This window comes from Actinomadura sp. ATCC 39365, from assembly GCF_054392275.1.
This window is the reverse complement of record NZ_CP184335.1, coordinates 10,425,774-10,449,582: the sequence shown is the minus strand read 5'-3', so window position 1 is coordinate 10,449,582 and position 23,809 is coordinate 10,425,774. Positions and strand designations below refer to the sequence as shown.

Annotated in this window: 20 protein-coding genes and 2 pseudogenes; 11 read left to right on the top strand and 11 right to left on the bottom strand. The window is 71.4% G+C overall.

Translation table 11 applies throughout. The features are described from left to right. Positions 1-69: 69 nt before the first annotated feature. Positions 70-3,276, top strand: coding sequence for a fused isobutyryl-CoA mutase/GTPase IcmF (icmF, locus tag ACNF49_RS49885; protein ID WP_482942046.1), 3,207 nt, complete (start codon positions 70-72; stop codon positions 3,274-3,276). Positions 3,277-3,332: 56 nt separating this feature from the next. After that, positions 3,333-3,833, top strand: coding sequence for a thiol peroxidase (gene tpx, locus ACNF49_RS49880; protein WP_357970994.1), 501 nt, complete (start codon positions 3,333-3,335; stop codon positions 3,831-3,833). Between the two features lie 7 nt (positions 3,834-3,840). On the opposite strand, the gene ACNF49_RS49875 is transcribed toward tpx, so the two are convergent. Together ACNF49_RS49875 and ACNF49_RS49870 are read right to left on the bottom strand one after the other, a co-directional pair. Then, positions 3,841-4,740 carry a TIGR03619 family F420-dependent LLM class oxidoreductase gene (locus ACNF49_RS49875; protein WP_482942045.1) on the bottom strand — a complete coding sequence of 300 codons (900 nt, stop codon included), beginning with the start codon at positions 4,738-4,740 and terminating at the stop codon, positions 3,841-3,843. Positions 4,741-4,749: 9 nt separating this feature from the next. Then, positions 4,750-5,556, bottom strand: a complete 807-nt coding sequence (locus ACNF49_RS49870) for an SAM-dependent methyltransferase (protein ID WP_357970996.1) — start codon at positions 5,554-5,556, stop codon at positions 4,750-4,752. Positions 5,557-5,671: 115 nt separating this feature from the next. On the opposite strand from ACNF49_RS49870, the gene ACNF49_RS49865 reads away from it, so the two are divergent. Next, positions 5,672-6,424, top strand: coding sequence for a helical backbone metal receptor (locus ACNF49_RS49865; RefSeq protein WP_482942043.1), 753 nt, complete (start codon positions 5,672-5,674; stop codon positions 6,422-6,424). Here the strand turns inward: ACNF49_RS49865 and ACNF49_RS49860 are convergent, their stop codons facing one another. The 4 genes from ACNF49_RS49860 to ACNF49_RS49845 are packed head-to-tail and all read right to left on the bottom strand — an operon-like array spanning position 6,425 to position 10,686. Then, positions 6,425-7,570, bottom strand: a complete 1,146-nt coding sequence (locus tag ACNF49_RS49860; protein WP_482942042.1) for an ROK family transcriptional regulator — start codon at positions 7,568-7,570, stop codon at positions 6,425-6,427. Between the two features lie 2 nt (positions 7,571-7,572). Next, entirely contained in the window at positions 7,573-8,418 is an 846-nt protein-coding gene (locus ACNF49_RS49855; protein ID WP_352349881.1) for a carbohydrate ABC transporter permease, read from the bottom strand. Next, positions 8,405-9,319, bottom strand: a complete 915-nt coding sequence (locus tag ACNF49_RS49850) for a carbohydrate ABC transporter permease (protein WP_357970999.1) — start codon at positions 9,317-9,319, stop codon at positions 8,405-8,407. Before ACNF49_RS49850 ends, ACNF49_RS49855 begins: the two co-directional genes overlap by 14 nt. Next, on the bottom strand, positions 9,316-10,686 hold the full coding sequence (locus ACNF49_RS49845) for an ABC transporter substrate-binding protein (protein WP_482942041.1): 1,371 nt from the start codon (positions 10,684-10,686) through the stop codon (positions 9,316-9,318). The genes ACNF49_RS49850 and ACNF49_RS49845 overlap by 4 nt, the downstream gene beginning before the upstream one ends. 449 nt (positions 10,687-11,135) lie before the next feature. Here ACNF49_RS49845 and ACNF49_RS49840 point away from each other — a divergent pair, with 449 nt between their 5' ends. The 3 genes and pseudogenes from ACNF49_RS49840 to ACNF49_RS49830 all read left to right on the top strand — a co-directional run. Next, positions 11,136-12,170 carry a zinc-binding dehydrogenase gene (locus tag ACNF49_RS49840; RefSeq protein WP_357971001.1) on the top strand — a complete coding sequence of 345 codons (1,035 nt, stop codon included), beginning with the start codon at positions 11,136-11,138 and terminating at the stop codon, positions 12,168-12,170. Continuing rightward, positions 12,167-12,952, top strand: a complete 786-nt coding sequence (locus ACNF49_RS49835) for a sugar phosphate isomerase/epimerase family protein (protein ID WP_357971002.1) — start codon at positions 12,167-12,169, stop codon at positions 12,950-12,952. The genes ACNF49_RS49840 and ACNF49_RS49835 overlap by 4 nt, the downstream gene beginning before the upstream one ends. Beyond that, a pseudogene (locus tag ACNF49_RS49830) lies at positions 12,949-14,127 on the top strand (MGH1-like glycoside hydrolase domain-containing protein); the annotation flags it as partial. The gene ACNF49_RS49835 and the pseudogene ACNF49_RS49830, both read left to right, overlap by 4 nt. 9 nt (positions 14,128-14,136) lie before the next feature. On the opposite strand, the gene ACNF49_RS49825 reads toward ACNF49_RS49830, so the two are convergent. Then, positions 14,137-15,255 (bottom strand): zinc-binding dehydrogenase, encoded by a 1,119-nt coding sequence (locus tag ACNF49_RS49825; protein ID WP_482942040.1) that lies wholly within the window; start codon positions 15,253-15,255, stop codon positions 14,137-14,139. Continuing rightward, complete coding sequence (locus ACNF49_RS49820; RefSeq protein ID WP_482942039.1) at positions 15,248-16,198, bottom strand: Gfo/Idh/MocA family protein; 951 nt, start codon at positions 16,196-16,198, stop codon at positions 15,248-15,250. Before ACNF49_RS49820 ends, ACNF49_RS49825 begins: the two co-directional genes overlap by 8 nt. Before the next feature lie 98 nt (positions 16,199-16,296). Between ACNF49_RS49820 and ACNF49_RS49815 the strand changes: the two genes are divergently transcribed. The 3 genes from ACNF49_RS49815 to ACNF49_RS49805 are packed head-to-tail and all read left to right on the top strand — an operon-like array spanning position 16,297 to position 19,007. After that, the gene (locus ACNF49_RS49815) at positions 16,297-17,271 is read left to right on the top strand and encodes a glucosyl-3-phosphoglycerate synthase (protein ID WP_482942038.1); all 975 of its coding nucleotides are present in this window, start codon (positions 16,297-16,299) and stop codon (positions 17,269-17,271) included. Beyond that, the gene (locus tag ACNF49_RS49810) at positions 17,268-18,386 is read left to right on the top strand and encodes a glycosyltransferase (protein ID WP_482942037.1); all 1,119 of its coding nucleotides are present in this window, start codon (positions 17,268-17,270) and stop codon (positions 18,384-18,386) included. The genes ACNF49_RS49815 and ACNF49_RS49810 overlap by 4 nt, the downstream gene beginning before the upstream one ends. A 12-nt stretch (positions 18,387-18,398) precedes the next feature. Beyond that, positions 18,399-19,007, top strand: a complete 609-nt coding sequence (locus tag ACNF49_RS49805) for a response regulator transcription factor (protein ID WP_357971007.1) — start codon at positions 18,399-18,401, stop codon at positions 19,005-19,007. 375 nt (positions 19,008-19,382) lie between these two features. On the opposite strand, the pseudogene ACNF49_RS49800 reads toward ACNF49_RS49805, so the two are convergent. Beyond that, a pseudogene (locus tag ACNF49_RS49800) lies at positions 19,383-20,654 on the bottom strand (histidine kinase); the annotation flags it as partial. A gap of 406 nt (positions 20,655-21,060) precedes the next feature. Further along, positions 21,061-21,855, bottom strand: coding sequence for a universal stress protein (locus ACNF49_RS49795; protein WP_357971008.1), 795 nt, complete (start codon positions 21,853-21,855; stop codon positions 21,061-21,063). A 79-nt stretch (positions 21,856-21,934) separates the two neighbouring features. On the opposite strand from ACNF49_RS49795, the gene ACNF49_RS49790 reads away from it, so the two are divergent. Both ACNF49_RS49790 and ACNF49_RS49785 read left to right on the top strand, forming a co-directional pair. Beyond that, positions 21,935-22,237 (top strand): hypothetical protein, encoded by a 303-nt coding sequence (locus ACNF49_RS49790; protein ID WP_357971009.1) that lies wholly within the window; start codon positions 21,935-21,937, stop codon positions 22,235-22,237. Between the two features lie 86 nt (positions 22,238-22,323). Next, positions 22,324-22,872 carry a phosphatase PAP2 family protein gene (locus ACNF49_RS49785; RefSeq protein ID WP_357971010.1) on the top strand — a complete coding sequence of 183 codons (549 nt, stop codon included), beginning with the start codon at positions 22,324-22,326 and terminating at the stop codon, positions 22,870-22,872. Here the strand turns inward: ACNF49_RS49785 and pip are convergent. Continuing rightward, on the bottom strand, positions 22,838-23,797 hold the full coding sequence (pip, locus tag ACNF49_RS49780) for a prolyl aminopeptidase (protein WP_357971011.1): 960 nt from the start codon (positions 23,795-23,797) through the stop codon (positions 22,838-22,840). The two genes, ACNF49_RS49785 and pip, sit on opposite strands and share 35 nt — an antisense overlap. Positions 23,798-23,809: the final 12 nt, after the last annotated feature.

Sequence of the window (23,809 nt, the reverse complement as noted above, 5' to 3'; positions counted from 1 at the left end):
CTACTATCGAAATAGTTGGACGTCCTAGTATCTTCGCAGGAGGGCCCCCTCGCAAAGGAGTGATCAGGCGTGCACGTTCCGGCGTACCCTGTCCGTTTCGTGACCGCCGCGGCGCTGTTCGACGGCCACGACGCGGCGATCAACATCATGCGGCGCATCCTCCAGACGCAGGGGGCCGAGGTGATCCATCTCGGCCACAACCGGTCCGTGGACGAGATCGTCACGGCCGCCGTCCAGGAGGACGTCCAGGGCGTGGCCATCAGCTCCTACCAGGGCGGCCACGTCGAGTTCTTCACGTACCTGGTCGAGCTGCTGCGCGAGCGCGGCGCGGGCCACGTCAAGGTGTACGGCGGCGGTGGCGGCGTGATCGTCCCCGAGGAGATCGAGCTGCTGCACGAGAGGGGCGTCACGCGTATCTTCTCGCCCGAGGACGGCCAGCGGTACGGCCTGCCCGGCATGATCAACAAGCTGATCGAGGAGTGCGACCACGAGCTCGGCGACCCGCCGTCGGTCGAGGCCGTGCTCTCGGGCGACCAGGCGGCGCTGGCCCGCGCGATCACCTTCATGGAGTCCGGTCGCGCCTCCGCGGAGCTGGCCGAGGGGCTGAAGGCGGCGGTCGCCGTCCAGGAGCGTCCGGCGCGGGTGCTCGGCATCACCGGCACGGGCGGTTCGGGCAAGTCCTCGCTCACCGACGAGCTGGTCCGCCGGTTCCGGGTGGACAACGACGACAAGCTGCGCATCGCCATCCTCGCCATCGACCCCACCCGCCGGCGCGGCGGCGGCGCGCTGCTCGGCGACCGCATCAGGATGAACAGCCTGGGCCCCCAGACCTACTTCCGCTCGCTGGCCACCCGCGGGGCCGCCAACGAGGTCCCGGCCTGCCTCGACGACGTGGTCACCGCGTGCCGCGCGGCCGGCTACGACCTGGTGATCGTGGAGACCCCCGGCATCGGCCAGGGCGACGCCGGCATCGTCCCGCACGTCGACGTGCCCATCTACGTCATGACCCCCGAGTTCGGCGCCGCCTCCCAGCTGGAGAAGATCGACATGCTCGACTTCGCCGAGGCCGTCGTCATCAACAAGTACGAGCGCCGCGGCGCCGAGGACGCCCTGCGCGACGTACGCCGCCAGCTCGTGCGCAACCGGGAGGCGTTCGGCCAGTCGCCCGAGGACATGCCGGTCTTCGGCACGATCGCCGCCCGCTACAACGACGCCGGCGTCACCGCCCTCTACCAGCACCTCAAGGGCCTGCTGCTGGAGGACGTCGGGCCGGGGCTGCTGCCCGTCGTGACCGAGCGCACCTCCAAGGCGGCCGCGGCGATCGTCCCGCCCGCCCGGGTCCGCTACCTGTCCGACATCGCCGACTCCGTCCGGACCTACCACGCCGAGACGCTGGCCCAGGCGGAGGTCGCGCGCCGCCGTCAGCAGCTCGCCGCCGTACAGGAGCTCCTTGGCGGCGCGGACGAGCGGCTGGCCGGGCTCGCCGAGCAGGCCGAGGGGGAGCTGAGCGAGGAGAGCCGCCGCCTGCTCGACGGCTGGCCCGCGGTCAAGGAGGCGTACCGCAGCGACGAGCTGGTGGTGAAGATCCGCGACCGGGAGATCCACACCCCGCTCTGGCGCGAGACGCTGTCCGGCAACCGCATCCCGCGGGTGGCCCTGCCGCGCTTCAGCGACCACGGCGACCTGCTGCGCTTCCTGCGCTCGGAGAACCTGCCCGGGTCGTTCCCGTTCACCGCCGGGGTGTTCCCGTTCAAGCGGGACGACGAGGACCCGACCAGGATGTTCGCCGGCGAGGGTGACCCGTTCCGCACCAACCGGCGCTTCAAGCTGCTGTCGGAGGGCCAGCCCGCCACCCGGCTGTCCACCGCCTTCGACTCGGTCACCCTGTACGGCCACGACCCCGACCTGCGCCCCGACATCTACGGAAAGGTCGGCACCTCGGGCGTGTCCATCGCCACGCTCGACGACATGAAGGTGCTCTACGACGGGTTCGACCTGGCGGCGCCCAACACGTCGGTGTCCATGACGATCAACGGCCCGGCGCCCACGATCCTGGCCTTCTTCCTCAACGCCGCGCTCGACCAGGCCCTCGACCGCTTCCGCGCCGAGCAGGGCCGCGAGCCCGACGAGCAGGAGGCCCGCGACCTGCGCGCCCGTACGCTGGCCACGGTCAGGGGCACGGTCCAGGCCGACATCCTGAAGGAGGACCAGGGGCAGAACACCTGCATCTTCTCCACCGAGTTCTCGTTGCGGATGATGGCCGACATCCAGGAGTGGTTCATCCAGAACGGGGTCAGGAACTTCTACTCGGTCTCCATCTCCGGTTACCACATCGCCGAGGCGGGGGCCAACCCGATCAGCCAGCTCGCGTTCACGCTGGCCAACGGGTTCACGTACGTGGAGGCGTACCTGGCCAGGGGGATGCGGATCGACGACTTCGCGCCGAACCTGTCGTTCTTCTTCTCCAACGGCATGGACCCCGAGTACAGCGTGCTCGGCCGGGTGGCGCGCCGGATCTGGGCGGTGGCCATGCGCGAGCGTTACGGCGCGGCCGAGCGCTCCCAGAAGCTCAAGTACCACATCCAGACCTCGGGCCGGTCGCTGCACGCCCAGGAGATGTCCTTCAACGACATCCGCACCACCCTGCAGGCTCTGATCGCCATCTACGACAACTGCAACAGCCTGCACACCAACGCCTTCGACGAGGCCGTCACCACCCCGTCGGCCGACTCGGTGCGCCGGGCGATGGCGATCCAGCTCATCATCAACCGCGAGTGGGGCCTGGCCAGGAACGAGAACCCGCTGCAGGGCTCGTTCATCATCGACGAGCTGACCGACCTGGTCGAGGAGGCCGTGCTGGCCGAGTTCGAGCGGCTGTCGGACCGGGGCGGCGTGCTCGGCGCGATGGAGACCGGCTACCAGCGCGGCAAGATCCAGGACGAGTCGATGCTGTACGAGATGCGCAAGCACGACGGCTCCCTGCCGATCATCGGCGTCAACACCTTCCGCAACCCCGGCGCCGAGCAGTCCGACCCGCACAAGCTGGAGCTGGCCAGGGGCACCGAGGAGGAGAAGCAGTCGCAGCTCGACCGCCTGCACGCCTTCCACGAGCGCAACCGGCCGCAGGCGCCCGCGGAGCTGTCGCGGCTGCGCGAGGTCGCGATGTCCGACGGCAACGCGTTCGCGGTGCTGATGGACGCGGCGCGGGTCTGCTCGCTCGGCCAGATCACCGAGGCCCTGTTCGAGGCGGGCGGCCAGTACCGCCGCAACGTCTAGGGGAGATCGCGCCGCTAGGATCGCTGGTCGGGGAACATCGCTATCAGGAGGCTTTCATGTCCGACGTCACTTTCAAGGGCAACCCGATCACCGTGGGCGGCGCCTTCCCGAAGCCCGGCGACGCCGCGCCCGCCTTCAAGCTGGTCGGCACCGACCTGTCCGACCGCACGCTGGCCGACTTCGCCGGCAAGACCAAGGTGCTCAACATCTTCCCGAGCGTCGACACCGGCGTCTGCGCGGCCTCCGTGCGCCGCTTCAACCAGGTCGCGTCCGAGCACCCCGACGCGGTCGTGCTCTGCGTCTCGGCCGACCTGCCCTTCGCCCAGAACCGGTTCTGCGGCGCCGAGGGCCTGGACAAGGTGACCATGCTGTCGCTCATGCGGGGGCGTGAGTTCCTCGCCGACTACGGCGTGGCCCAGGAGTCGGGCCCGCTGGCCGGCCTGGCCGCGCGCGCGGTCGTCGTGCTCGACGCCGACGACAACGTGGTCTACTCCGAGCTGGTGCCCGAGATCACCCAGGAGCCCGACTACGAGGGCGCGCTGTCCGCGCTCAAGTAACCCGCGCTCAAGCGGCGCCGAGGCGCTCACGGAACTCGGCGGCCAGCTCCAGCAAATGGTCGTCGTCGGCGGCGGTGTGCTGGAGGTCCAGGATGACCTCGTGGACCCCGGCCTCCGCCGCCTGCGACAGGTACGCCGCGATCTCGGCGACCGTGCCGCTCCGCGGCGGGGTGCCGTCGCCGGTGATCAGCGGGTTGGAGCGCAGGATCATGCGCAGGGCGTCCGGGTCGCGTCCGGCCCGCTCGGCGCTTTCCCTGACCGTTTCCCACATCGACAGGAGCACGGGGAGGGGCAGCGCGGCCGTCAGCCAGCCGTCGCCCCTGCGCCCGATCCTGCGCAGCGCGTCCGGGGCGAACCCGGCCAGCAGCAGCGGCGGGCGGCGGGCCGGCTTGGGGTCGATGTGACTGGGCGCGATCGTCCACAGCTCGTGCTCGAACGTCACGGGGTCCGCGCCCCAGATCGCCTCCAGGGCGTCGAGGGTGGCCTCGTAGCGTTCGGCCCGGCCCTTCCAGGGCACGCCCACGGCGGCGTACTCGTCGGAGGACCAGCCGAGGCCGAGTCCCGCCGCCAGCCGGCCGCCGCTCAGGTGGTCGATCGTGGTGAGCGAGCGGGCCAGCACCGGCGGGGGGTACCAGCAGGCGTTGAGCGCGCTGGTGCCCAGCCGTGCCGAGGAGGTCACGGACGCGGCCACCGCCAGCACCGCGAACGGGTCGAGGGACACCCGATGGGCCTCCGGCACGCTGCCGTCGCCCCCGGGATAACGGTCCTTGGGCCGCAGCGGCGTCAGCAGCCGGTCGCCCGCCCACAGGCCGGCGAACCCCATCGCCTCGGCCTCGCGGGCCACCCGCGTCACACTGCTCAGCGCGGCGAACCTGCCGTACTGCGGGACGGCGAGGCCGAGGTCCATGGGCTGGTCCTAGAGCTTCCTGGCCACGCCGCACACGATGAGCGACGACTCGGGGCGGTCCATGAAGTCGATCGTGTCCGCCTGGTCGGGATGCCACTCGGGCAGCCACACCAGACCGGGCTCCACCAGCTCGAACCCCTCGAACAGCTCCCTGATCCTGGCCCGGCTGCGCAGCGCCAGCCGCGCGGTGGCGTTGCGGTAGACCTCGGTGCCCGTGCTGACCGCGTCGGGACGGGCGTCGCTGGTGCCGTGGGACATGACCAGGTAACTACCCGGCGCCATGACCTCACGCAGGGTCTTGAGAATGCCCTCGGGATCGTCGGACTCCTCGATGAAGTGCATGATCGCCACCAGCAGCACGGCGACCGGCCGGCTGAAGTCGATGGTCCGCAGCACCTCGGGGTCGCGCAGGATGTCGCCCGGGTTGCGCAGGTCGCCCTCGACCACCGTCGTGTCCTCGCCGTGGCCGGTGAGCAGCGCCCTGGCGTGCACCAGCACCACGGGGTCACGGTCGACGTAGACGACGCGGGAGCCAGGGGCGACCTTGGCGGCCACCTCGTGCACGTTCCCCTGGGTCGGCAGCCCCGTGCCGATGTCGAGGAACTGCCTGATCCCCGACTCGGCGAGGTGGCGTACGGCGCGGCCGAGGAAGGCGCGGTTGGCCCGCGCCGCCGCCCGTACCTCGGGCGCCACCGTGAGGATGCGCTCGGCCGCCTCGCGGTCGACCGGGAAGTGATCCTTGCCGCCGAGGTAGTAGTCGTAGAGCCGTGCCACGTTCGGCGTGTTCGGATCGAAATCCGATGCCTCGTGCTCCAACCGTCGAGCCCCCGATCACAGAGTTTTAACGATCTTTACCGGGATTCTACGGACCTATACCGACATAAGAGTGGTGCTACGCATATTTCCGGAAAACGCAACCTAAGGTGGTGCCGTGGTCCACGATGACACAGGGATCCCTGTGGAGGTACCCCAGACCGTCCGGCGGATCGTATCGCTGGTGCCGTCGCTGACCGAGTCCGTGGCGGCGACCGTCCCCGAGGCGCTGGTCGGAGCGACGGACTGGTGCACGCATCCGGCCGATCTGGACGTGGCCCGGGTCAGGGGCACCAAGAACCCCGACCTCGACGCCGTCCTGCGCCTGCGCCCCGACGTCGTCCTGGCGAACGCCGAGGAGAACCGCGCGCCCGACGTCCAGGCCCTGCGCGAGGCGGGCGTGGCGGTGTGGGTGACCAGGATCGAGACGCTGGAGCAGGCGTTCGCCTCGCTGGAGCGCATGTTCGCGCACGCCTGCCGTACGGACCGCCCGGCCTGGCTGTCGGCCGCCCGCCAGGCGTGGGGAGCCCCCGCGCCCGGCCCGCGGCGCACCGCGATCATCCCGATCTGGCGCCGCCCCTGGATGGTCGTGGGCCGCGACACCTTCACCGGCGACGTGCTGCGGCACCTCGGCGTGGACAACCTGTACGCCGCCCACCCCGACCGCTACCCGAAGATCCCCCTGCCCGAGCTGACCGGCCACCGCCCCGACCTGGTCGTGCTGCCCGACGAGCCCTACGCCTTCAGCGCGGACGACGGCCCCGAGGCGTTCCCCGGCCTGGCCTGCGCGCTGGTCAGCGGCCGCCTGCTGACCTGGTACGGCCCCTCGCTCACCGAGGCCGCCACCGCCCTGCCGCGCGCGCTGGCCTGATCAGCCGACGGCGGCCAGCGCGCCGTCCACGGCCGCGGGGGAGAGCACGTGCTCCATCACGATCACCGCCATGCCCACGATCCCGGCCCGGTCGCCGAGCCTGCTGGTGACGATCTCCAGGTTGCGCGTCGTGTACGGCAGGCTCCGCCGGTAGACGATCTCCCTGATCCCGGTCAGGTAGTGCTCCTGCGTCCGCGCCATGTCCCCGGCCAGCACCAGCACGCCGGGGTTGAGCAGGCTGACCGCGGTGGCCAGCACCACGCCCAGCGTGCGGCCCGCCTCCTGGACGCGCGCGATCGCCGCCGGGTCGCCGGCCTGCACCAGGCGCACGACGTCGCGGCTGGTCTCCCGGCCGAGGTCGGCCGCGAGCGCGTGCCCGCTGGCCAGGGAGGCCACGCAGCCGCGGGAGCCGCAGGTGCACACCCGGTCGTCGGTCTCCCGGATGCGGACGTGCCCGATGTTGCCCGCGGCCTCCTCGACGCCCCGGTAGATCTGCCCGTCGAGGACGATGCCGGTGCCGATGCCGGTGGAGACCTTGACCAGGATCAGCGACTCGGTCTCCCGCCAGGACGACCACCACTCGCCGAGGGCCATCGCGTTGGCGTCGTTCTCCACCAGGATGGGCACGTCGTACGTGCGCCCGACGGCCTCGCTGATCGGGTGGTCGTCCCAGCCCGGCATCAGGAACGACCTGATCACCCGCCCGTCGGTGTGGTCGACCGAGCCGGGCAGGTCGAGCCCGATGCCGCACACGTCGCCCGCCGGCCGCCCGGTCCTGTCCAGCAGGCGCTGGAACGCCTCGCGCACCCACGTCAGCACGGGCTCGGGCCCGCGGTCGATGCGCATCTCGGCGCGTTCCTCGGCCATCGGACGGGCGGCGAGGTCGGTGAGCGCCACCCTGGCGTGGGTGGCGCCCAGGTCGGCCACGAGGATCAGCCGCCTGGCGGCGTCGATGTCGAGCACCGAGGGCGGCCGGCCGCCGCCCGAGGCGCCGACGCCGGACTCGTGCAGGTAGCCGGCGGCGATGAGCCGGTCGACCCGGTCGGTGACGGTCGACCGGGACAGGCCGGTGAACTCGATCAGGTCTTTGCGGGTACGGCAGGAGCCATCGCGGATGAGCTGGAGGATCTGCCCTGCCGTCAGCATGTCTATCCCTTCTCCGCTCCTGCCGTGAGGCCCTCCGTCAGCAGGCGTTCACTGGCGAAGAACACGATCACGATGGGCAGCGTCAGCACCACGGATCCTGCCATCAGCACCGTCGTGGGGATCTCTATGCTCCCCGCCAGCTGCGAGAGCCCCAGGGAGACCGTCCAGCTCTCCCGCCGCTCCACGAGGAACAGCAGGGCGAACAGGAACTCGTTCCACGCGATCATGAACGCGTAGAGGCCGGTTGCCATGAGCGCGGGCTTGGACAGTGGCAGCACCACCCGCCAGATGGTCGACAGCCGCGAGCAGCCGTCGATCGCGGCCGCCTCCTCCACGCTCTGCGGCACGGTCTCGAAGTAGTTGCGCAGCATGTATACCGTGACGGGCACGGTCTGCGCGATATAAACCAGGATCAGTCCGACCAGAGATCCCCTGAGGCCCAGCATGGTGAACAGCACGAACAGGGGGATGGCCAGCACGATCGCCGGGAACAGGTAGACGGCGAGGAACAGGAAGTGCACCTGCCGCCGGCCGAAGAAGCGCAGCCGCGCGACGGCGTAGGCGCCCGGGATCGAGATCAGCAGCGTGGCGGCCACCGAGGCGACCGCGACGACCGCGCTGTTCCTGATGAACGTGAGGAACCCCTGGGTGGTCAGCACGTTCACGTACGTGTCCAGGGTGAAGTGCCGCGGCCACACCGAGCCGGGCTCCAGGATGAGCTCCTGGATGTCCCGTACGGACAGCGTCACCATGTACAGGAACGGCAGCCCGGTGACGGCGAAGAGGAAGACGATGACCACGGGCCGCAGCGCCGCGAACAGCGCGCGCTCGAACCTATCCCTGCTCACGATCGCCTCCCGAGAAGAAGCGCAGGTACACGGCCAGCAGGACGACGAGGACGACGGCCAGCACGATCGCCTGCGCGGCCGAGGCGCCGATGTCGTCGCGGGCGGTCAGGAAGTTGTAGACGCGCACGCTGACCACCTCGGTGCCGGCGCCGCCGCCGGTCAGCAGGTAGACGTCGTCGAACTTGGTGAAGGTGAACACGAACCGCAGCACCGCCAGCAGCGCCACGATGCGCCAGAGCTGCGGCATGATCACGTGCCGGAAGCGCTGGGTGGGGGTGGCCCCGTCCACGACCGCGGCCTCCTCCAGCTCGGCCGGCAGCGCCTGCAGCCGGGCCAGGATGAACAGGAACGCGAACGGGAAGTACCGCCACGCCTCGAACGCGATCACGGTGAACAGCGCGACCGGCACCTTCAGCCCCAGGAGGTCGCCCTGGGCCTGGGTGAGGAAGGCGATCGGCTCCTTCAGCCAGGTGTTCACGATGCCGTACTGGGGGTTCAGCATGGTCTCCCACAGGAAGGCCACGGCCACCACCGGCGCCACGTACGGGATCAGGATCGAGGCCCTGACCAAGGTGCGGCCGGGGAACCTGGCGCGCAGGGCGAGCGCGGTGACCAGGCCGATCGCGATCGACAACGCCGTGCCGGCCACCGTGTAGACCAGGGTGTTGAGCAGCGACGCCCAGAAGCCCGGCTCGGAGATCACGTACGTGAAGTTCTCCAGCGTGTAGTGCCCGAAGACGCCGGCCCGGCGGATGTTGATCAGCCGTACGTCCTGGAAGGCCAGCATGATCGCCCACAGCAGCGGCAGCACCACCACGACCAGCGTGATGACCAGCGTCGGCGAGATCAACGCCAGCCCGGCCCGCCCTTCCCGCTGCCGCAGGGTGCGGGGTGCGCTCATTGCCGGATCCCGCGCTTGATGGTCTCCACGTCCTTCTTGGCCTGGGCGGCGGCGGCCTGCGGGGTCAGCGAGCCGTCGGCCACCTGGCTCAGGGCCTTGGGGACGGGCAGCTCGCCCATCGTGGCGCCGACCAGCTTGCCCTGGCCCTGCGGGATGCCCCAGCGGGCGAAGGTGTCGGGGCTGCGGCGCAGCGCGTCGAGCACGTCGGCCGGGTAGACCTCCGACAGCGGCTTCTTGGCGTCCACGCCCGCGGGCAGCTTCTTCCACCTGTCCTCGAAGCCCTTGCGGGTGGGGAACTTGCCCTCGGGCGCCATCCCGATCCAGCGCTCGTAGCCCTCGTCCATCATGTACGTGACGAACTTGGCGGCCGGATCGGTGGCCGCGCCGCGCAGCACCGCCCAGGAGACGATCTCGCCGTACTGGGCGGGCGCGCTCGCCCCGGGGCCCTTCAGCGCCGTGACCACGCCGGTGTTCTTCGCCAGCCACTCGGGGTCGCCGCGGCACTCGGCGCAGCTCGGCAGCGCGTCCTTACGCAGCCCCGCCAGCTCGTCGAGGATGAACGACGACCAGATCATCATGGCCGCCTTCCCGGAGAAGTACGTGGCCCGGGTGGAGTCGACGTCCTGTTTGCCCTTGACTGAGTAGTTCTTCGCCAGTTTCGCGTAGAAGTCGAAGGCTTTCACGCACTGTGGGCTATCTAGCGTGATATTTCCGGAATTGTCGACTAGTTGGCAGCCGTTCGCCAGCGCCACGTGCTCGAAGCTCTGCGCGGTGAAGGAGTCCTTGGGCGCGATCGCCAGCGTGACGCCCGCCACCCCACCCGCGTTCAGCTTCGCCGCCGCCGCCTCCAGCGCCTCGTAGGTGTCCGGCGGCGCCAGCCCGGCCTTGTCGAACAGGTCCTTGCGGTAGAGCAGGAGCTGCGCCCACCCGTCGCTGGGCACGGCCAGCAGCCTGCCGCCCGAGGAGTCCAGTTCGAGCGCGCGCGGCGAGAAGGAGTCCTTGCCGAGCCCGTCCACGATCCGGCCCGGCGTCTCGGTGTCCAGCAGGTCGTTGGCCTCCAGCTCGCGGACGGAGGCCAGTGGCAGCGCGCCGATGACGTCGGGGAGGTCGTCCGCGGCGGCGGCGGCCGTCACGGTCTGGCTGAACTGGTCCTCCCCGACGCCGACCAGGTTCACCTTGATTCCGGTCTTCCTGGTGAACTCGGCGATGATCTGGTTCTGCACGGCCATCCGGTCGCCGAGGTTCTCCTCGGTCCAGACGGTGATCTGTTTCGCGCCGGACTGCTGCTCGCCGCCGTCGCCGCAGGCCGTGAGGGCGGCCGAGGCCAGCAGTGCGACGGAGAGGACGGCGGTGACCCTGTTCGGCATGGCACGCTCCTCTGGTTGGGGATATGCCGCACTTACCCGTAGAAATGGGGCAGGCACCTGGCGTAGGCGAGAACGAGACCGGTCCAGACCCTCGCCGTGCCGCCGCCGCACGTCATCAGGGCCGTCGGTAAAAGATTCGTCGGCGTTCCGGCAAATCTTCCCCAGAACCGATCACGGACGCCCACCTCGAAACGATCTGGTCTGATGTCATTTCGGTCATCCGGATGCTGCCCGGACAAGCACTTCTGGCGCTTCCGGATCAGGTGGACAGACGGGGCGTGACATGTCGGTAAGGTCTCTTTCCAGAACGCGCCCGCCCGGAAACCTGGATTCCATCGGCCGCGATCGACGGAAGTCGTAGACTTACGAGTGTTTCGAGCGCAACTATGGTGTGCAAACAAACACTAAATCTCTGACTTTTGTTTGATCAAAAAGCGTAAGTGTGGGGTATGCGCGTCATCACCTTCCAAGAGCCAGGCCGTGTCAGCGTCAGCCTGGAGTCGCCCGCCGAACTCGTGCCGGGCTCCGTCCGGGTGCGGACCCTGTATTCCGGGGTCTCCGCGGGCACCGAGCTGACCGCATATCGCGGCACCAATCCCTACCTCACCCGCAAGTGGGACACCGAGCGCCGGCTCTTCCTCGAAGGCCAGACGCACGCCTACCCCCTGTCCGGCTGGGGCTACCAGGAGGTCGGCGAGGTGGTGGAGGCGGCCCCCGACGTCGCCGAGCCGCCCGTCGGCAGCCTCGTGTGGGGCATCTGGGGCCACCGCGCCGAGGCGGTCGTCCCCGCCGAGAAGCTGGCCGGCCACATCCTGCCGCCGGGGGCCGACCCCGTCGCGGGCGTCTTCGCCCGGGTCGGCGCCATCGCGCTCAACGCCGTCCACGCCGCCGACGTGCACCTGGGCGACCAGGTCGCGATCTTCGGCCAGGGCGTCATCGGCCTGCTCGCCACCCGCATGGCGGTGCTCAGCGGCGCCCGGGTGGTGGCCGCCGACGCCATCCCCGACCGGCTCGAACTCGCCAGGAAGTTCGGCGCCGCCGAGACGTTCGACGTGCGGTCGGGCTCGGTCGCCGAGTTTCTGCGCAAACGCATCGAGGGCGCCGACACCGCGATCGAGCTCAGCGGCAACCACCTGGGCCTGCAGGAGGCCATCAGGAGCGTGCGCAAGGGCGGCCGGGTCGTGGCGGCCGGCTTCTACCAGGGCGACGGCATCGGGCTGCGGCTGGGCGAGGAGTTCCACCACAACCAGGTGCAGCTCGTCTCCTCCCAGATCGGTGGCGTCGCCTCCTGGCTGGCCCACCGCTGGGACGTCGAACGCCTCCAGCGCACGTTCATGGAGCTCGTGCACCGGGGCGAGGTCGAGGTCGGCGACCTCGTCACCCACCTCGTGCCGGTCGAGAAGGCGGCCGAGGCGTTCGACCTGATCGACAAGCACCAGTCCGAGGTGCTCCAGCTCGTCTTCACCTTCGAGGAGTCACGATGAAGCTCGCCGCCCAGGAGCAGCTTCTGCCCGGCCGCAGCCTGCAGGAGAAGTTCGCGTTCGCGGTGGAGGCCGGGTTCGACGCGATCGAGCTGAGGGGGAAGGGCGACTTCCACTTCGCCGGCCGGCTGACCGAGCTCAAGCGGGCGCTGGCCGACGGCGTCGTGATGCCGACGGTGTGCGTCGAGATGCCGCACTTCATCGGCGACTTCGACCCGGCCAAGCGCAAGGACGCCATCCAGCAGCTCAGGTCGCAGCTCACAGTGATCGCCGAGCTGGGCGGCATCGGCGTCATGACCCCGGCCTCGTGGGGCCAGTTCTCGCTTCGGCTGCCGCCGTTCGAGCCGCCGCGCACCGCCGCGGACGACCGCGAGGTGCTGGCCGAGGCGCTCGGCATCCTCGGCGAGCACGCCCAGCGCAACGGCGTGCTGATCATGCTCGAACCGCTCAACCGGTACGAGAACCACATGGTCAACACCCTGGCCGACGCGGTCTCGTACTGCTCGATGGACTCAATCAGGATCGTCGGCGACACCTACCACATGAACATCGAGGAGGACGACCCCTGCCGGGCCCTGGCGGAGGCGGCCCCGTACATCGCGCACATGCAGATCAGCGAGTCCAACAGGAACCAGCCCGGCACCGGGCACCTCGACTGGGGCGCGCAGCTCGCCACGCTCGACGCCGTCGGCTTCGACGGCTACCTCGCCCTCGAGTGCCGGCTGCGGGGCGAGCCCGAGATCGTGCTCCCGCAGACGGCGGCCTTCATCAGGAAATTCCTATGATCCTTCGCGACGCCGTACGCGTGCTCGTCGCCAACTGGGACGGCAGCTACACGGTTCCCTCCCGTCGTCTGTACCCCCACCAGTGGAGCTGGGACTCCGCCTTCATCGCGATCGGCAACGCCCGCTGGTCGCCGCGGCGGGCCAGGTCCGAACTGCTGTCGCTGTTCGGCGCCCAGTGGGCCGACGGCCGGGTGCCGCACATCGTGTTCAACCCCGTCGTGCCCGAGGGCGCCTACTTCCCCGGCCCCCAGTTCTGGGGCGCCCGCGCGCCGTCCGGCTCGGCGACCTCCGGCATCGTCCAGCCACCCGTGCACGCGCTGGCCGCCTGGAAGGTGCACCAGGCCGAGCCCGACCCGGCGTTCCTGGCCAGGATCTACCCCAAGCTCGTCGCCCAGCAGGAGTTCCTGCGCGCCTCCCGCCGCTCGCCCGAGGGCCTGATCTCGATCGTCCACCCGTGGGAGTCGGGCATGGACAACAGCCCGGCCTGGGACCTTCCGCTGCGGGCCGTCGAGGCCGGCGCGACGGGCTTCGTCCGCAGAGACCTCAACACCGTCAGCGCCGACGAGCGCCCCACCGACCGCGACTACGAGCGGTACGTCGCCCTCGCCGGCGCCTACCGCGACAGCGGCTACCAGCGGGCCGGCTCGTTCGAGATCGAGGACCCGCTGTTCAACGCCGCGTACGGCGTGGCCGAGTCGGCGCTCGCCGAGATCGCCGAGGTGTGCGGCCGCGACCCCGAGCCCCACCGGCGCGAGGCCGCCGCCGTCACCGCCGCCATGGTCGACCACCTCTACCAGGACGGCCACTTCCGCCCCCGCGACCTGCGCACCGGCCGGCTGATCCGCTCGGGCAGCGCCGCCGGCCTGGTGCCGCTCATGCTTCCCGGGCTGCCGCTGGAGATCGCCGAGGCGCTGATCGGCACGGCCGTCGACAGGTTCTCCCTCAAGGACGGCGTGCTGCCCAGCCACGCCCCGGCCACGGCCGAGTTCGACCCGGCCCGCTACTGGCGCGGGCCGAGCTGGATCAACCTGACCTGGCTGGTCTGGCAGGGGCTCCGGGACCGCCGTCCCGACCTGGCCGACCTGCTCGCCGAGGGCATGATCCACGCCGTCGCCCACTCCGGCTTCCGTGAGTACTTCAACCCGTTCACGCTGCGCGGCCACGGCTGCCGGGACTTCAGCTGGTCAGCGGCCCTCATCCTCGACGTCGTGGCTGAGCACGGCCTGGACGGCCTGCCGCCGTCGGGCCGCGAGATCGGTCAGAAGTTCGGGAGCCTCCCCGAAGCCGACGACGTCGGTGACCACGTGCTCGCGTAGCAGCCTCCCGCGCTCCCTGAGCAGGCCGATCGTCTCGTGCGAGAGGCGTTCCCGGTCCCAGGCGTGCGCGAGGCCGCGCGGCACCCGGCCGATCTGGGCGCAGCGCAGTGCCAGCCCGTTGTGGTGGAACTCCTCGCCCAGCCGCACCTCGTCGGCGCCCTGGGTGTAGAACGCGAGGTCGATCAGCGTGCCCTGCGGGCGCAGCAGCCGCAGCCCCAGGGCCAGCGCCCGCGGTTGACCGCGGCACTGGAAGACCAGGTCCGCGCCGCGGTCGCCCGGGGCGTGCCGCCAGCGGCGCTTCAGCGTCACCGCCGGGTCGTCGTCGGGGGCGGCCAGGACCTGCGCGCCGATCGCCTCGGCCACCGCGAGCCTGGCCCGGGTCTCGTCCACGACCACCACCTCGGCGGCTCCGCAGGACAGGGCGAAGGACGCGGTCAGCAGCCCCACCACGCCCGCCCCGACCACCGCGACCCGGCGGCCGCGCACGCCGTCGCCCAGGTGCTGGACGGCCGGGCCGTGCAGGTCGGCGGCCGCGTGCAGCAGGCCGTTGGCGCAGATCGGGCCCATGTGGGCGACGTAGATGCCGAGCAGCGGGTCGAGGTCGCCGGGCAGCACGACGAACCGGTCGGTCATCGGGTCGGCCACGTACGCCGTGCGGTGGCCGTAGGCCATGGCGACCTGCGCGCCCTCGGCCACGGCCCGCGTGCGGGTCTCGGCGACCACGCCCACCTGCATGTAGCCGATGCCGCGCACCGGGTACGCCACCGACGGCGTGCCCGGCAGGAACAGCCCGAGCGCCGGGTCCCAGGTCGAGGTGAGGTAGGGGTTGGCGCCCTTGAGGTAGGTCAGCTCGGTGCCCGCCGAGACGCCGCTGTGCGTGGTGGCGACCATGAACCCGCCGTCGGGCAGGCCGGCCAGCTTCTCCTCGACCAGGCACACCTCGCCGGGCGCCTCGATGCTCAGTGTCGTGCTCGTCGCCTCAGTCATCCAGCATCACCGGCCTCCGTTCCGCCGCCGAGCGCGCCAGCGCGATCGCCAGGCGGTGGGTTCGCAGGGCTTCGCCGTACGGCGCGCGCACGTCGGCGTCCTTCCCGCGCACCGCGTCGATGAACGTGCGGTCCACGAGGGTCTTGGCGTGGCCGCCGTCCTCGACGGCCTCCTCGCCGTCCACGAGCAGCCGGGTCTCGCTGAGCTCCAGCGCGATGCCGTCGGCGCACACCTCCAGCCCCACCCGGTGCTTGCGGCGCAGCAGGCAGGAGGTGGCCAGCAGGCCGGTCGCGCCGCCCGCGAAGCTCATCACGGCCGAGGTGGCCCGGTCGATCTCGCCGTCCACCACGTTCCCGGCCGGTACGGCGTGCACCATCGACACCTCGCCCACCAGCAGCCTGGCCAGGTCCAGGACGTGGACCGCCTGCTCCAGGATCTGGCCGCCGGACATGTTCGCCTTCAGCCACCAGCCGACCGGCGGGACCTTGTCCAGCCAGTGCCCGAGCGCGAGCTGGACGGGACGGCCGTCGAGCCGTTCCCTGGCCCGGTCGACGATGTCGAGGTAGCGCCAGTGGTGGCCGACGGCGGACGGCAGCCCGCGCCGGTCGATTTCGGCCGCGATGTTTTCTGCGGTTTTGAGATCGAGAGAAAGGGGTTTTTCCACAAAAATCGGGAGATTACACGACAAGACGTCGGATTCGGGGTTACCGTGCGCGAAAGGAGGCACACAGACGTAGACAGCGTCGAGACCGCCGGCCTCCAGCAGGCCGGCATGGTCGCCGTAGGCGGGGGCGCCGTGCGCGGAGGCCAACGCCTCAGCCTTGTGGAGATCGGTGTCGGCCACCCCGGCGATCGTCACATCGGGGAAGCCGGACAGGACATCTGCGTGGCGAGCGGCGACATTTCCGGCACCAATGATGCCGACATGGGTAATTGGGGACACAACCCGACATATGCCACGTCTAGGGGTTAACAAACAACGATGTTCAAAGGCGCATAGATCGGGCAGGGGTCGTGCCCCTATGAGATGGGGCTGACTGCATGGAGACAGATGTGCGTGCTTTGGCCAGGGCCCAGGAGTGGTGTGGCCCGCATTCCAGTACGGCTTCCGAATGGCCGGTGGATGCCTTAATCGCGGCCAAGGGCAACACAACGGTGAGCGTCGTCCTGCCGGCGCGCGACGAAGAACGCACGGTCGGGGACATCGTCACCGTGATCAGACGTGAACTGGTGGAGCAGGCGCCACTCGTCGACGAGATCCTCGTCGTCGACTCCAACTCCACCGACGCCACGGCGGAACGGGCACGCGCCGCGGGCGCGCGCGTCGTGGCGCAGAACGAGGTGCTGCCCCACCTGCCGCGCATGTCGGGCAAGGGGGAGGCGCTGTGGAAGGGCCTGGCCGCCTCCCACGGCGACATCGTCGCGTTCGTCGACTCGGACCTGCTCAACTTCGGCTCGCACTTCGTGTCGGGGCTGGTCGGTCCGCTGCTGGTGAACTCGGGCACCCATTTCGTCAAGGCGGCGTACGAACGGCCCTTCACGGGCGAGGACGGCGTGCCCCGGCGCGGCGCGGGCGGCCGGGTCACCGAGCTGGTGGCCAGACCCCTGCTCAACCTGTTCTGGCCGGAGCTGGCGGGCTTCCGCCAACCCCTCGGCGGCGAGTACGCCGCCCGGCGCGAAGTGCTGGAACAGGTGCCCTTCGTCACCGAGTACGGCGTGGAGCTCGGTCTCCTCGTCGACCTCCTCCAGCTGGTGGGACTGGACGCGATGGCCCAGGTGGACCTGGGCTCCCGCGCGCACGGCCACCAGTCCGTGAACGCGCTCGGCCGGATGGCCGGGCAGATCATGCTCACCGCGTGGTCCCGGCTGGAACGCCAGGGCCGCGTGGTGTCCTCCGAATCCCCGGCTCACACGCTGCTGCAGTTCGGCCTGGACGGGCGGGCCGGCCTGGTGGACGTGGGGGTGGCGGAACGGCCGCCGCTCGCCTCGCTCATGCTGGAGGAGGACGTCGCGTGAAGGTGCTGATCAACGCGGGACCGTGGCTGGCGGTCCCGCCGCCGGGCTACGGCGGCATCGAGAACGTGGTCGCAACCCTGGTCCCCGCGCTGCGCGAACGCGGCGTCGAGGTCGTGCTGGCCTCCGTGGCGTCGAGCACGCTGGAGGCCGACGAGCTGATCGCCGTCTACGACGAGGGCCAGTTCGCGGAGTTGCAGAAGCCGTACAACCAGGTCATGGGGATCGCGCACGCGCACCAGGCCAGGGTGGCCGCAGAGTTGCGCGCCCGCGACGACATCGACCTCGTCCACGACCACGTGGAGGTCGTCGGGCCGGCGGTGCTGGCCGCGCTGGGCGGGCCGCCGGTCCTCCACACCCTCCACTGGGACCTGCGCAAACACCCGGCGTTCTACGGCGCCTTCCCGCGCTCGATCGCGGTCAACGGGGTGTCGGACTCCCAGCTCGCCCGCGCCCCCGAGGCCCTGCGCGCCGCCTCGCTGGGCTCCGTCCACCTGGCCACGCCGCTCGCCGGCCAGGACGTCCGCGCCGAGCGCGGCGAGCACCTGGTGATCATGGGCCGGATCTGCGGGCTCAAGGGCCAGCACGTGGCCGCCCGGATCTGCCAGAAGCTCGGCCTGCCGCTGGTCGTGGCCGGCCCGGTCTGCGGCCGGGACAGCCAGGCCGAGCTGGACGTCGTCCTGCAGGATCCCTACCATCCGCTGCACAGCCATCCCGACGTGCGCTACCACCTCGACCAGGTGTCCCGCTACCTCGACGGCGACCTGGTCAGGTGGATCGGCGCGGTCGGCGGCCAGGAAAGGGACGAGCTGTACGCCTCGGCCCGCGCCGCGCTCTTCCCCATCCAGTGGGACGAGCCCGGCGGCACGGCGGTCGTCGAGGCCCTGGCGCTCGGGGTGCCGCCGGTGGGTCTGCGCCGCGGCTGCCTGCCCGAGATCATCGACCACGGCCGTACCGGCTTCCTCGCCGACACCGAGGAGGAGCTGGCCGAGTACGTCCAGCGGGTGGACGAGATCGATCCGGAGGAGTGCCGCCGCGAGGCCAGGCGCCGCTTCTCGCCCGGCGTGATGGCCGACCGCTACCTGGACCTGTACGACCGGGTCCTGCGCGCGGACTGATAGACATGTCCGGTGATTCGCGTACTTCTGGCCGAGGACCAGGCCGTGATCAGGCACGCGCTCGCGACCCTGCTCGGCCTGGAGGCCGACTTCGAGATCGTGGCCGCGGTCGAGTCCGGTGACGCCGCCGTGGCCTCGGCCGCCGCGCACCGGCCGGACGTGGCCGTGCTGGACATCGACATGCCCGGCACCCTCGACGGGCTGGCCGCCGCGGCGGAGATCCGGGCCAGGGTGCCCTCGTGCCGCACGCTCATGCTCACCGCCTACGGCAAGCCCGGCCATCTCAAGCGGGCCCTGGCCGCCCAGGTGGACGGCTTCCTGCTGAAGACGGCGCCGCCGGAGGACCTGGTCTCGGCGATCAGGGAGGTCACCCGGGGCGGCCGGGTGCTCGACCCGTCCCTCGCGGTCACCGCCTGGGACCTGGCCGACAACCCGCTCACGCCGCGCGAGGCCGACGTGCTACGGCTGGTGGCGGGCGGCGCCGAGGCCCCCGACATCGCCCGCCGGCTGCACCTGACCGCCGGGACCGTGCGCAACTACCTGACGGCCATCGTGGCCAAGCTGAACGCGCGCAACCGCACCGACGCCGTGCGCATCGCCACCGAGGCCGGCTGGATCTAGCGGAGCGCGCGCGTCGAGCCGGAACCAGCCGTCCTCGGCGGCGGTCGTGAGCCGGCCGCCCAGCGTGGCCAGGCGGGTGGTGAGGTTGCCCAGCCCGGACGAGCCGCGGCGGGGGACCGCCGTGGCCGCGCCGTCGTTGCGGACGAGCAGCCCGACCTCGCCGCCGGCGGCGGAGGTGGAGATCACACAGGCGCGCGCGGCGCTGTGGCGCAGGACGTTCGTCACGGCCTCGCGCAGCACGGCGCTGAGCACGGTCTCGACCTCGGCCGGCAGCTCGGGGTGCGCGAGCCGCAGGGTGGCCTCGACCCCGGCCGCCGCCAGCACCTTCCCGGCCGACTCGGCCTCGGCGGCGAAGGACAGCTCGCGCTGCTCGCCGGTGACCGAGCGCAGGTCGTGTCGGGCGTGCTCGGCCATGGCGACGACGTTCTCCAGCTCCCGGACGGGGTCGGGCAGGCGGCGGGCCAGCTCGCAGGTGAGCAGGATGGCGGCCAGGCTGTGGCCGAGCAGGTCGTGCAGGTCGCGGGCGGCCCGCAGGCGTTCCTCCACGACGGCGGAACGCGCCAGGCTCTCCCTGGCGGCGTGCAGCTCCTTGGCGAGCTGGGCCAGGCGGAGCAGGCTGTAGACCACCACGCCGGTGGTGAGCGTGCTCACCGTGATGTTGACGCGGCCGGGCAGCTCGTACAGGGAGGCGACGGTCCAGACCGCGGCCAGGATCGCGGCCGTCAGCGGCCAGGCCGTCCGCGGGCGGAAGGCGAGCAGCACCGGACCGGCGAGGAAGCCCGCCGCCCCCAGCCAGATCGGCCCGAACACCGGGATCGGGGCGAAGGTGAGCGCCGCCATCACCCCCAGCGCCACCATGTGGCGGCCGGTGACCGAGCGCAGCTGCATGACGACGATCACGGCCAGCGCCGCGACCGCGGGAGCCAGCAGGCCGGCCGGGATCTGCAGCAGCGCCTTGACGCTGAACCCGACCAGCACGGCGGCCAGCAGGACCACCGAGACGTCGGGCGGCTCGCGCCGGGCCGCCGCGGGCGGGCGCGTGGCGGGCAGCACGGCCTCCACCGTGTACCGGCCCTGCCCGGACAGGCCGCGGGTGAGCGTGCCGCCCGCCGCCGCCACCTGGCGCGTGAGCCCCGCCGGGTCGGCGAGCCCGCCGGCGTCGTCGTCCTCGGCCGTGCGGCGGCCGTCGTCGGCCACGCGCAGGTGTACCTGGGCTCGTTCGGGCTCCTCCCAGGTCTCGATCACGCACACCGTGGCGGTGCCGCGGCGGGCGACGTCCGTGACCGCCTCGCGCAGCACCGAGGCGAGCAGCGCGCCCGCCGGGCCCAGCGGCTCGGTGTGGGCGGCGCGCACCTCCACGCCGACGCCGGCCGCCTCCAGCAGGGCGCGGGCGGTGGTCAGCTCCGGGGCCAGGGACATCGCGCGGTAGCTCGCCGCCGCGGCGCGCGCGTCCGCCAGCGACTGCCGCGCCGTCGCGACCACCTCGCCGAGCGTCTCGGCCGCGTCCCGTGGCGCGGCCAGCGCCCGCCGCGCGCCCGCTCCGATCGTGGCCAGGCCGCGCCCGAGGCCGTCGCTCAGCTCGGCGGCGATGCGCAGCCGCTCCTCGGCCACCGCCGCCGCGGCCAGCGCGGGACGGGTGGCCTCCATCTCGGCCACCCGCTCGACCAGCCGGATGAGGCCGAACACGACCAGCGACACCAGCACCGTGGTGATCGCGAGGTCCGTCGTGGAGACCGCGTCTCCCGCGTTGCGCCAGTGGTGGATCACGACGCCGCTGAAGGCCACCGCGGGCGCCAGCGCCCACCAGCGCGTCACCAGCAGCGACCCGGCGAGGAAGCCGAGGATCGCGACGGACGCGCCCTGCCCCAGCGTCACCGCGTAGACCAGCACCCCCTGGACGGCGAGCAGCCACCCCTTCCTGACCCGCAGCGTGAAGGCGCACTGCGCGGCCAGCACCGGCAGCGCCCCCCAGGCGCCGGCCACCACGTAGACGCCGGCCAGCGAGGCCAGCACCACGACGACGATCAATCGGGCGACACGCACGCCCAGAAGCTTAGGAGAACCCCCGCGGCAGCACGGTGACCGGGCAGGACGACGACCTGAGCACCTTCATCGCCAGCTCGCCCAGGAACACCCGGTGGGGCTGGGCGTCCTCGCCGGCGGCGCAGACCAGCAGCTCGCCGGGCAGCCACTCGACGTCCTTGAGCGCGGCCTGCACGTCGTGGCCCTCGGCCACCTCCGACTCGGCCTCGATGCCGGTGCTCTCCCAGGCCAGCCGTACGGCCAGGGCGAGGTCGTCGCGCAGCTTGCCCTGGTCCTCGGTGCGCAGGTCGAGGGTGATCAGCCGGAGCGGCACGTCGAGCCGGAGCGCCGCCTGGGCCACCCGCTCGACCGCCGCGTCGCACTGCGGCCGGTGGACGTAGGCCAGGGTGAGCCGGGCGGGCTCGTCGGGCGGCACGTAGCCCGAGGGCGCCAGCATCACCGCCTCCGGCGACAGGTGCAGCAGGTGGTCGGCGGTGCTGCCGACGGCGATGCGGCCGTACTGGCCGCCGCTCGCCGAGCCGACCACGATCAGGTCGGCCCTGATCCTGCTGGCCAGCACCGACAGCCCGCGGCCCGTGCCCCGGCTCTCGAACGCCATGTACTCGGCCGGGACGACGCCCAGCTCCTCACCCGCGTGCGCCAGGTTGGCCTGGGCCTCGACGGCCAGCCCGGGGCTGCCCGGGGGATAGATGGACGCCACCGTGAGCTCGCCCCCGGTCAGCCGGGTGATGGCGGCCCCGAGCGCGAGGGCGTCCCGCCCGCCGGGGTCGTTGCTGTAGCCGACGATCACGTGCTCTCCGATCACGTGTCCCCTCTTACCCGCTCTGAACTGGGAATACGCGGTCTCTGCCGATGCGTTTGAAACGATTGGAGGCGTAAAAACAGTGAAGATCACCCTTGACACCCGTTTCAACGGGTCCCTCGGCCCGGTCACCCTTCGTGAAGCGGTTCAGCATCTCAAGGCGCACGACCTGACGTGCACCGTCCCCGCCGGCATCGTCGAGCAGAAGGTCACCGTCTTCTCCGACTGCGTGGAGCGCGGCTTCACCCCGCTGCGCAGCGAGATCATGGCCGCGTACTACGTGGCCGAGCGGGACGCCACCGCCGAGGCGTTCGACCGCGGCCTCATCACCGAGGGCGAGCTGGAGCAGAGGCGCGCTCTGCTGGTGCGCCAGTATCTTGGGTAAGGACCGGAATCGCCCTTTCGGTCGAAGCATTTGACGATCAAAGTTCATAAGGTCGTGTCCACTACCCGTTCACGGATTGGACACCTGTGTACCGCGACATCGTCGACTTCGCTCTGACCACGCCCGGGTGGCTGCACGCCCTCGCCGAGTTCGGCACGGACGCCGGCCTTTTCATCTTCGCGGCGCTGTTCCTCGTGTGCTGGTGGCGGGCCCGCCAGGCCCCCGCCCGCGACCTCGCGCTCGCCATCGCCGGGCCGGCCGGGGTGGTGGGCGCGTACATCGTGAGCGAGGGCGTCAAGCTGCTGGTCCGGGAGGACCGGCCGTGCCGCGGCGGCATCGCCACGATCGCGGCCTGCCCGCCCTCCACGGACTGGTCCTTCCCCAGCAACCACACCGTGATCGCCGCCGGGGCGGCGGGCACGCTCATCCTGGTCTGGCGCGCCCTGGCCTGGGTGGTGCTGCCGCTGGCCGCCCTGATGGGCTTCACCCGGGTGTTCGTCGGCGTGCACTACCCGCACGACGTGGCCGGCGGCTTCCTGCTCGGCCTGGTGCTCGCGCCGCTGTTCGCGCTGCTGCTGGTCGGCGCGGTCACCCCCGCGGTCAGGCTCGCGCGAAGCCGTCTGTCGCCGCGATGAGCCGGTCGACGATGCCGGGCTCGGTCGCCGCGTGCCCGGCGTCGTGCACCACCTGGAAGTCGGCCTCGGGCCACGCCTTGTGCAGGTCCCAGGCGGTGGCCATGGGCGTGCAGGCGTCGTAGCGGCCCTGGATGATCACGGCCGGGATGTGCCGGACGCGGTCGACGTCCCTGATGAGCTGCTCGGGCTCGAACCAGCCGCCGTGGCGGAAGTAGTGGTTCTCGATCCTGGCGAACGACACCGCCATCTTGTCCTCGCCGAACTCCGCCACCAGGCTCGGGTCGGGCAGCAGCGTGATCGTCGCGCCCTCCCACTGGGACCACGCCTTGGCCGCCGCGAGCCGGGCCGCGTCGTCGTCGCCTTCGAGGCGGGCGCGGTAGGCGGCCATGAGGTCGCCGCGCTCCTCGACGGGGATCGGCGCCAGGTAGGACTCCCACAGGTCGGGGAACAGGTAGCTCGCGCCCTCCTGGTAGAACCAGTGCAGCTCGTGCGGGCGCAGCGTGAAGATCCCGCGCAGCACCAGCTCGGTCGTGCGGTCGGGGTGCGTCTGGGCGTAGGCCAGCGACAGCGCGCTGCCCCACGACCCGCCGAACACCTGCCACCGCTCGATGCCCAGGTGCTCGCGCAGCCGTTCCATGTCGGCCACCAGGTGCCAGGTGGTGTTGGCGGCCAGTGACGTGCCCGGCGTGCTGGCGTGCGGCAGGCTGCGCCCGCAGTTGCGCTGGTCGAACAGGACGATGCGGTACAGCTCGGGGTTCCACTGCCGGCGGTGGTTGGCGCTGCACCCGGCGCCCGGCCCGCCGTGCAGCATGACGGCCGGCTTTCCGTCGGGGTTGCCGCAGACCTCCCAGTAGATCTGGTTGCCGTCACCCACGTCGAGCAGGCCGGACTCGTAGGGTTCGATGGGCGGGTACAGAGTTCTCATGTCTCGCGATCC

Coding starts and splice junctions, on each gene's coding strand:
- ACNF49_RS49875 (WP_482942045.1), bottom strand. CDS start 4,740: ATGGACCTCGGCCTCGCCGTCCCGCAGTACGGCAGGTTCGCCGCGCTG.
- ACNF49_RS49860 (WP_482942042.1), bottom strand. CDS start 7,570: ATGCTGACGGCAGGGCAGATCCTCCAGCTCATCCGCGATGGCTCCTGC.
- ACNF49_RS49840 (WP_357971001.1), top strand. CDS start 11,136: ATGCGCGTCATCACCTTCCAAGAGCCAGGCCGTGTCAGCGTCAGCCTG.
- ACNF49_RS49835 (WP_357971002.1), top strand. CDS start 12,167: ATGAAGCTCGCCGCCCAGGAGCAGCTTCTGCCCGGCCGCAGCCTGCAG.
- ACNF49_RS49825 (WP_482942040.1), bottom strand. CDS start 15,255: ATGACTGAGGCGACGAGCACGACACTGAGCATCGAGGCGCCCGGCGAG.
- pip (WP_357971011.1), bottom strand. CDS start 23,797: ATGAGAACTCTGTACCCGCCCATCGAACCCTACGAGTCCGGCCTGCTC.
- ACNF49_RS49850 (WP_357970999.1), bottom strand. CDS start 9,319: ATGAGCGCACCCCGCACCCTGCGGCAGCGGGAAGGGCGGGCCGGGCTG.
- tpx (WP_357970994.1), top strand. CDS start 3,333: ATGTCCGACGTCACTTTCAAGGGCAACCCGATCACCGTGGGCGGCGCC.
- ACNF49_RS49815 (WP_482942038.1), top strand. CDS start 16,297: ATGGAGACAGATGTGCGTGCTTTGGCCAGGGCCCAGGAGTGGTGTGGC.
- ACNF49_RS49845 (WP_482942041.1), bottom strand. CDS start 10,686: ATGCCGAACAGGGTCACCGCCGTCCTCTCCGTCGCACTGCTGGCCTCG.